Source organism: Streptomyces sp. MK37H, assembly GCF_018035285.1.
In the GTDB taxonomy this organism is placed as follows: Bacteria; Actinomycetota; Actinomycetes; order Streptomycetales; family Streptomycetaceae; genus Streptomyces; species Streptomyces endocoffeicus.
In genome coordinates this window covers 1-4,514 of sequence record NZ_JAAAYH010000578.1, presented here as the reverse complement: position 1 = coordinate 4,514, position 4,514 = coordinate 1, and the positions used below count along the sequence as shown (strand labels likewise).

Below are 4,514 nucleotides of genomic sequence, written 5' to 3'. Positions count from 1 at the left end.
GGCTGGCCAGGCCGCCGACGCTGATCGTCAGGCCCAGGGTGACCCCGCTGGCGGTGCCCACGCGGCGGGGCAGGTAGTCCTGGCCGAGGGTGACGTGCAGGGAGAACGGCACGTAGAGCCCGGCCGAGGCGACGGCCACGCAGAGGTAGAGCGCCGGGCCGGGGACGAGGACGACGCCCGCGACGGCGAGGACGGTCAGGGCGTACGACCACTGGACGACCGGGACGCGGCCGTGGCGGGCGGCGAGCCCGCCGCCGGCCACCGTGCCCGCCGCGCCGCCGGCGTAGAGCACGAACAGGGCGGCGGTACCGGCCAGTTCGCCTCCACCGGTGCGCTCGCGCACGTACAGGGAGACGAACGCGCTCAGCCCGACGAAGACGATCGAGCGGCACATGATGGCGCCGGACAGCCGGAGGAAGGAGGGCCAGTCGTCCCGTCCCTCTCCTCCGCGGCTCGCGCGCGCGGGCCCGGCCGCCGCGCCCGGGACCCTGAGCACCCGTAGCGCGGCCGCGCACAGGACGGCTCCGGCGACGGCGGGGAGGGCCAGCAACGGGGAGGCGCGCAGACCACCGGTGGCGATGACGGCGGCGACCGCGAGCGGCGCGGCGGCGAAGCCGATGTTGCCGCCGAGGGAGAACCAGCTCATCGCGGTGTGGCTGCCCCGGCTGGCGAGCCGGGCCACCCGGGCGGACTCGGGGTGGTACGCGGCGACGCCGATCCCGGAGACGGCGACCACCGCCAGGGTCGCCGCGTAGGAGCCGGTGACCCCGCTCAGCGCCACACCCGCGCCGCCCACCAGCGTGCTCACCGGCAGCAGCCACGGCATGGCCCACCGGTCGGTGAGCGCCCCGAACAGCGGCTGCACGACGGACGACAGCAGCGAGGCCGCCAGTACGACGCCGGAGGCGGCGGCGTAGCTGTAGGCCCGTTCCGAGACGAAGAACGGCACCAGCGCGGCCACCGCTCCCTGGTAGATGTCCACGCAGGCGTGTCCCAGGGACATCAGCGCGATGGGCCTGCGGTGTGAGGGGGTCCGTTTCGTCGACACCCTTCGATCGTGGCGATGCCACCGGGTGTCGCGCTTCCGATAATCCGCCGGGCTGTCCCGGAAACCCGCCACCGAGGCGCTCCGCTGGAAGTGCCTCGACCTGCCGTCGATCGTCCGCGCGAAGCTTCGCGTCCGAGCTCAGCTCAGCTCGGCCAGGGCCGTGCGGACGGCCGCCAGGTCCTGGTCCGAGGCCAGACCGGCGTGGTACAGACGGAGCTCGTCCGCGCCCAGCTCCACCGCGTGGGCCGCGTCCCGGGCCAGCGTCGCCGGGCTGCCGCCCATCCCCGCCACCACCGTGAAGTTGGCGGCGAGCACGGTCCGTTCGGTCCGGTACGGGACGAACGGTGGCAGGACCCCGGAGCGCGCCGCCTCGCCCCCCGTGCACGGCAGTACGACCCCGTCGGCCTGGGCCAGCACATCGGCCGGGTCCACGCCCACGTTGGCGCCGAGCCGGTGCGGGGCCGGGTCGGCGTGCAGCAGAACCTGGAAGTCCCCGTCCGCCGCGGCCCTTACGGCGGCCACGGCCTCGGCCCGCAGACCGCTCGCGATCCGGTTGCGCCAGGCCGCGAAGAGCGCGGCGTGGTCGGCGCCGAGCAGCTTCTCGACCTCGGCCCACTCCCCCGCGCGGTCACCGCCGTCCGCGGTCGTCTCGCCCGCCCACACCGGCCGCAGAGCGCGCACGACGAGCTCGCGCAGCTCCTCGGGGTCGGCGCCCAGCTCGGCGTAGCCCGCCTCGCAGCTCTCACAGAAGCACAGCGACATCAGATACTGGCCGGCGCCGCCCAGCGGCACCCCGCCGATCTTGTCGTGGGCGTGCAGATGGGCCAGCCCGTACCAGCCGCAGGACTCCAGCTCGGTGCCGCGGGCACCGGGCCGTACGGCGGCCTCGGCGGCCAGGTCCACCAGATAGGCGCGCACCTCGGGGCGGGCGATGCACGGGGCCCACGGGTAGCGGTCGCCATAGGCGTTGCGCACGGTGATCCGCGGATGCTCCTCGCCCAGCCGGGTGTTGTGCGCGAGCACCACCCAGGCGTGGACCTCGAGACCGGCGTCGGCCAGCGCGGCGGCCGCCTCCCCGTACGGATCGTCGCCCGGCACCCACGACTGCTCGTACGGCCGCAGCTCGCGCCCCTGCCAGCGCTCCGCGCTCGGCGGGTAGAGCACGGCCGCGTGGCGGGCGGTGACGATGCGGTGGCCGGGGTGGCGCGGGGTCAGGGCCCGGGTGGAGTGGTAGGCGGAGGCCAGCGTCACCTGCTGGACGCCGAGGTCGGCGATGCGGCGCGCGGCGTCCGGGTCCCCGACGACATCCCAGGGGTAGACGAAGGCGGAAGCCTTCACCGCGCCTCCCCGTCCCCGTTCCCGTCCTTGTCCGCGTCCCCGTCCCCGACCAGCGCCATGCCGCGCTCGATCAGCTCGGCCAGCTCCTTGACGTGGGCGGGGCTGGGCTCGCTCAGCGGCGGCCGCACCTCGCCGACGTCCAGCCCGCGCAGCCGGACCCCGGCCTTGACCAGCGACACCGCATAGCCGCGGCCCTGGTTGCGGAGCTCGACCAGCGGCCGGTAGAAGCCGTCGAGCAGCTTGTTGGCGGTCTCGTCGTCGCCCGTCATGAGCGCCTTGTGGAAGGCGAGGGCGACCTCCGGAACGAAGCAGAAGACGGCGGAGGAGTAGAGCGTCACGCCGATGCCGCGGTAGGCGAGGCCGGTCAGCTCGGCGGTCGGCAGCCCGTTGAAGTAGCGGAAGCCCTCGTCGGGGGCGTCGGCCCGCACCGCGCTCACGACGCGCTGCATCAGGTCGAGGTCGCCGATGCCGTCCTTGAGGCCGATGATGCCGGGCACCTTGGCGAGCCGGGCCACGGAGTCCGGGGTCAGGACGGCGTTGTCCCGCTGGTAGACGATGATGTCGAGGTCGGTCGCGCCCGCGAGGGCGCTGTAGTGGCGGATCAGCCCTTCCTGATCGGCCACGACCAGATACGGCGGCATGGCGAGCAGCCCGTCCGCACCGGCCCGCTCGGCCAGCTTGGCGTACTGGATCGCCAGCGCGGTCCCGTACCCGGCGCCCGCGACCACCGGCACCCGCCCGGCGGCCTCCTCCACGGCGACCACGACGCAGTCGTGGAACTCCTCGGGCGTCAGGGCGTGGAACTCGCCCGTGCCGCAGCACGCGAAGACGGCGCCCGCCCCCGCCTCGATCCCGGCGCGGACGTGCGCGCGGTAGATCTCCAGGTCCAGGGCGCCATCGGGACCGTAGGCGGTCACGGGGAAGAACAGCAGTCCGTCAAGGCGCTCGGCGAGTGAAGCTGAGGTCACGGGCTTCTCCCTGTCGTGTACACCGACCCGCCGTCACCCACCGACGCCGTGTGCACGTTTCTGATCGTCATCTACATTCGTGAACGAGTTCACCGTAAGGCAGCCATCGGCCGCCGGTCAAGGGCGCCAACCGGGTGACGCCACTCACCCGAGGGTGAATTCGCCGACATCGCGCCACCCTTGACGACCCATGCGCCGATCCTTACGGTGTCCATGCATCTGAACCACATACATGAATAAAAACCGCATACGCAAGAGCACCAAGAGCGCCCTGCGCGATAACCCCATAACGCGATACCCCTACGGAGGCTCCGCCCATGCCCGCTCCCCGCACCGTCCTCCTCACCGGCGCCGCCGGCGGCATGGGCACCTTGATGCGTGAGCTGCTGCCGCCGTACGGATACCAGCTGCGGCTGCTCGACCAGCTCCCCATCGAGGGCGAGCCGGACGCGATCACCGCGGATCTGTCCGACCGGGACGCCCTGCGCGAGGCCGTGCGGGGCGTTGACGCGATCATCCATCTCGCGGGTATCTCCCTGGAAGCCCCGTTCGAGAAGATCCTGCGGGCCAATATCGAGGGCACGTACAACGTGTACGAGGCGGCCCGCGAGGCCGGGGTCCGCCGAATCGTCTTCGCCTCCAGCAATCACGCCGTGGGCTTCACCCCGCGCCCGGTGGGGGACGACCCGCTCATCCCGCTCGACACCCCGCGTCGCCCCGACACCTACTACGGGCTGTCCAAGGCGTTCGGCGAGGACCTGGCCTCGTTCTACTGGGACAAGCACGGCATCGAGACGGTCGCCATCCGCATCGGCTCCTGCTTCCCCGAGCCGACGACGGTCCGCATGCTGTCCATCTGGATGAGCCCGGCGGACGGCGCCCGGCTGCTCCACGCCGCCCTTACGGCGGAGAACGTGGGCTGCACGACGGTCTACGGCAGCTCGGCCAACACCCGCCTGTGGTGGGACCTCTCCTCGGCCCGCGCCCTGGGGTACGAGCCGAGGGACGACTCCGAGCCGTACGCCGCGAAGCTGATCGCCGAGCAGGGCGAACTGGAGCCGGGCAACCCGGACCACGAGTACCTCGGCGGCGCGTTCTGCACCAACCCGCCGATCTGGCCGCGCTGAGGTTTTCGGGCGCCGCGTCGAGGTTTCTTGGGC

At 72.9% G+C, this 4,514-nt stretch carries 4 protein-coding genes; 1 reads left to right on the top strand and 3 read right to left on the bottom strand.

The features are described 5' to 3' along the window. From GWI24_RS40885 to GWI24_RS40875, 3 genes are all read right to left on the bottom strand, one after another. On the bottom strand, positions 1-1,003 hold a 1,003-nt coding region (locus tag GWI24_RS40885), incomplete at its 3' end, for an MFS transporter (protein ID WP_210951086.1). Positions 1,004-1,186: 183 nt separating this feature from the next. Next, positions 1,187-2,386 carry a hypothetical protein gene (locus tag GWI24_RS40880; protein WP_210951085.1) on the bottom strand — a complete coding sequence of 400 codons (1,200 nt, stop codon included), beginning with the start codon at positions 2,384-2,386 and terminating at the stop codon, positions 1,187-1,189. After that, positions 2,383-3,354 (bottom strand): 5-dehydro-4-deoxyglucarate dehydratase, encoded by a 972-nt coding sequence (locus GWI24_RS40875; protein WP_210951084.1) that lies wholly within the window; start codon positions 3,352-3,354, stop codon positions 2,383-2,385. The genes GWI24_RS40880 and GWI24_RS40875 overlap by 4 nt, the downstream gene beginning before the upstream one ends. Before the next feature lie 317 nt (positions 3,355-3,671). Between GWI24_RS40875 and GWI24_RS40870 the strand changes: the two genes are divergently transcribed. Further along, the gene (locus tag GWI24_RS40870; protein WP_037949614.1) at positions 3,672-4,481 is read left to right on the top strand and encodes an NAD(P)-dependent oxidoreductase; all 810 of its coding nucleotides are present in this window, start codon (positions 3,672-3,674) and stop codon (positions 4,479-4,481) included. Positions 4,482-4,514 lie beyond the last annotated feature (33 nt).

Bases quoted from the DNA above. Each gene is read 5' to 3' on its own strand.
- GWI24_RS40870 (WP_037949614.1), top strand. From the start codon at position 3,672: ATGCCCGCTCCCCGCACCGTCCTCCTCACCGGCGCCGCCGGCGGCATG.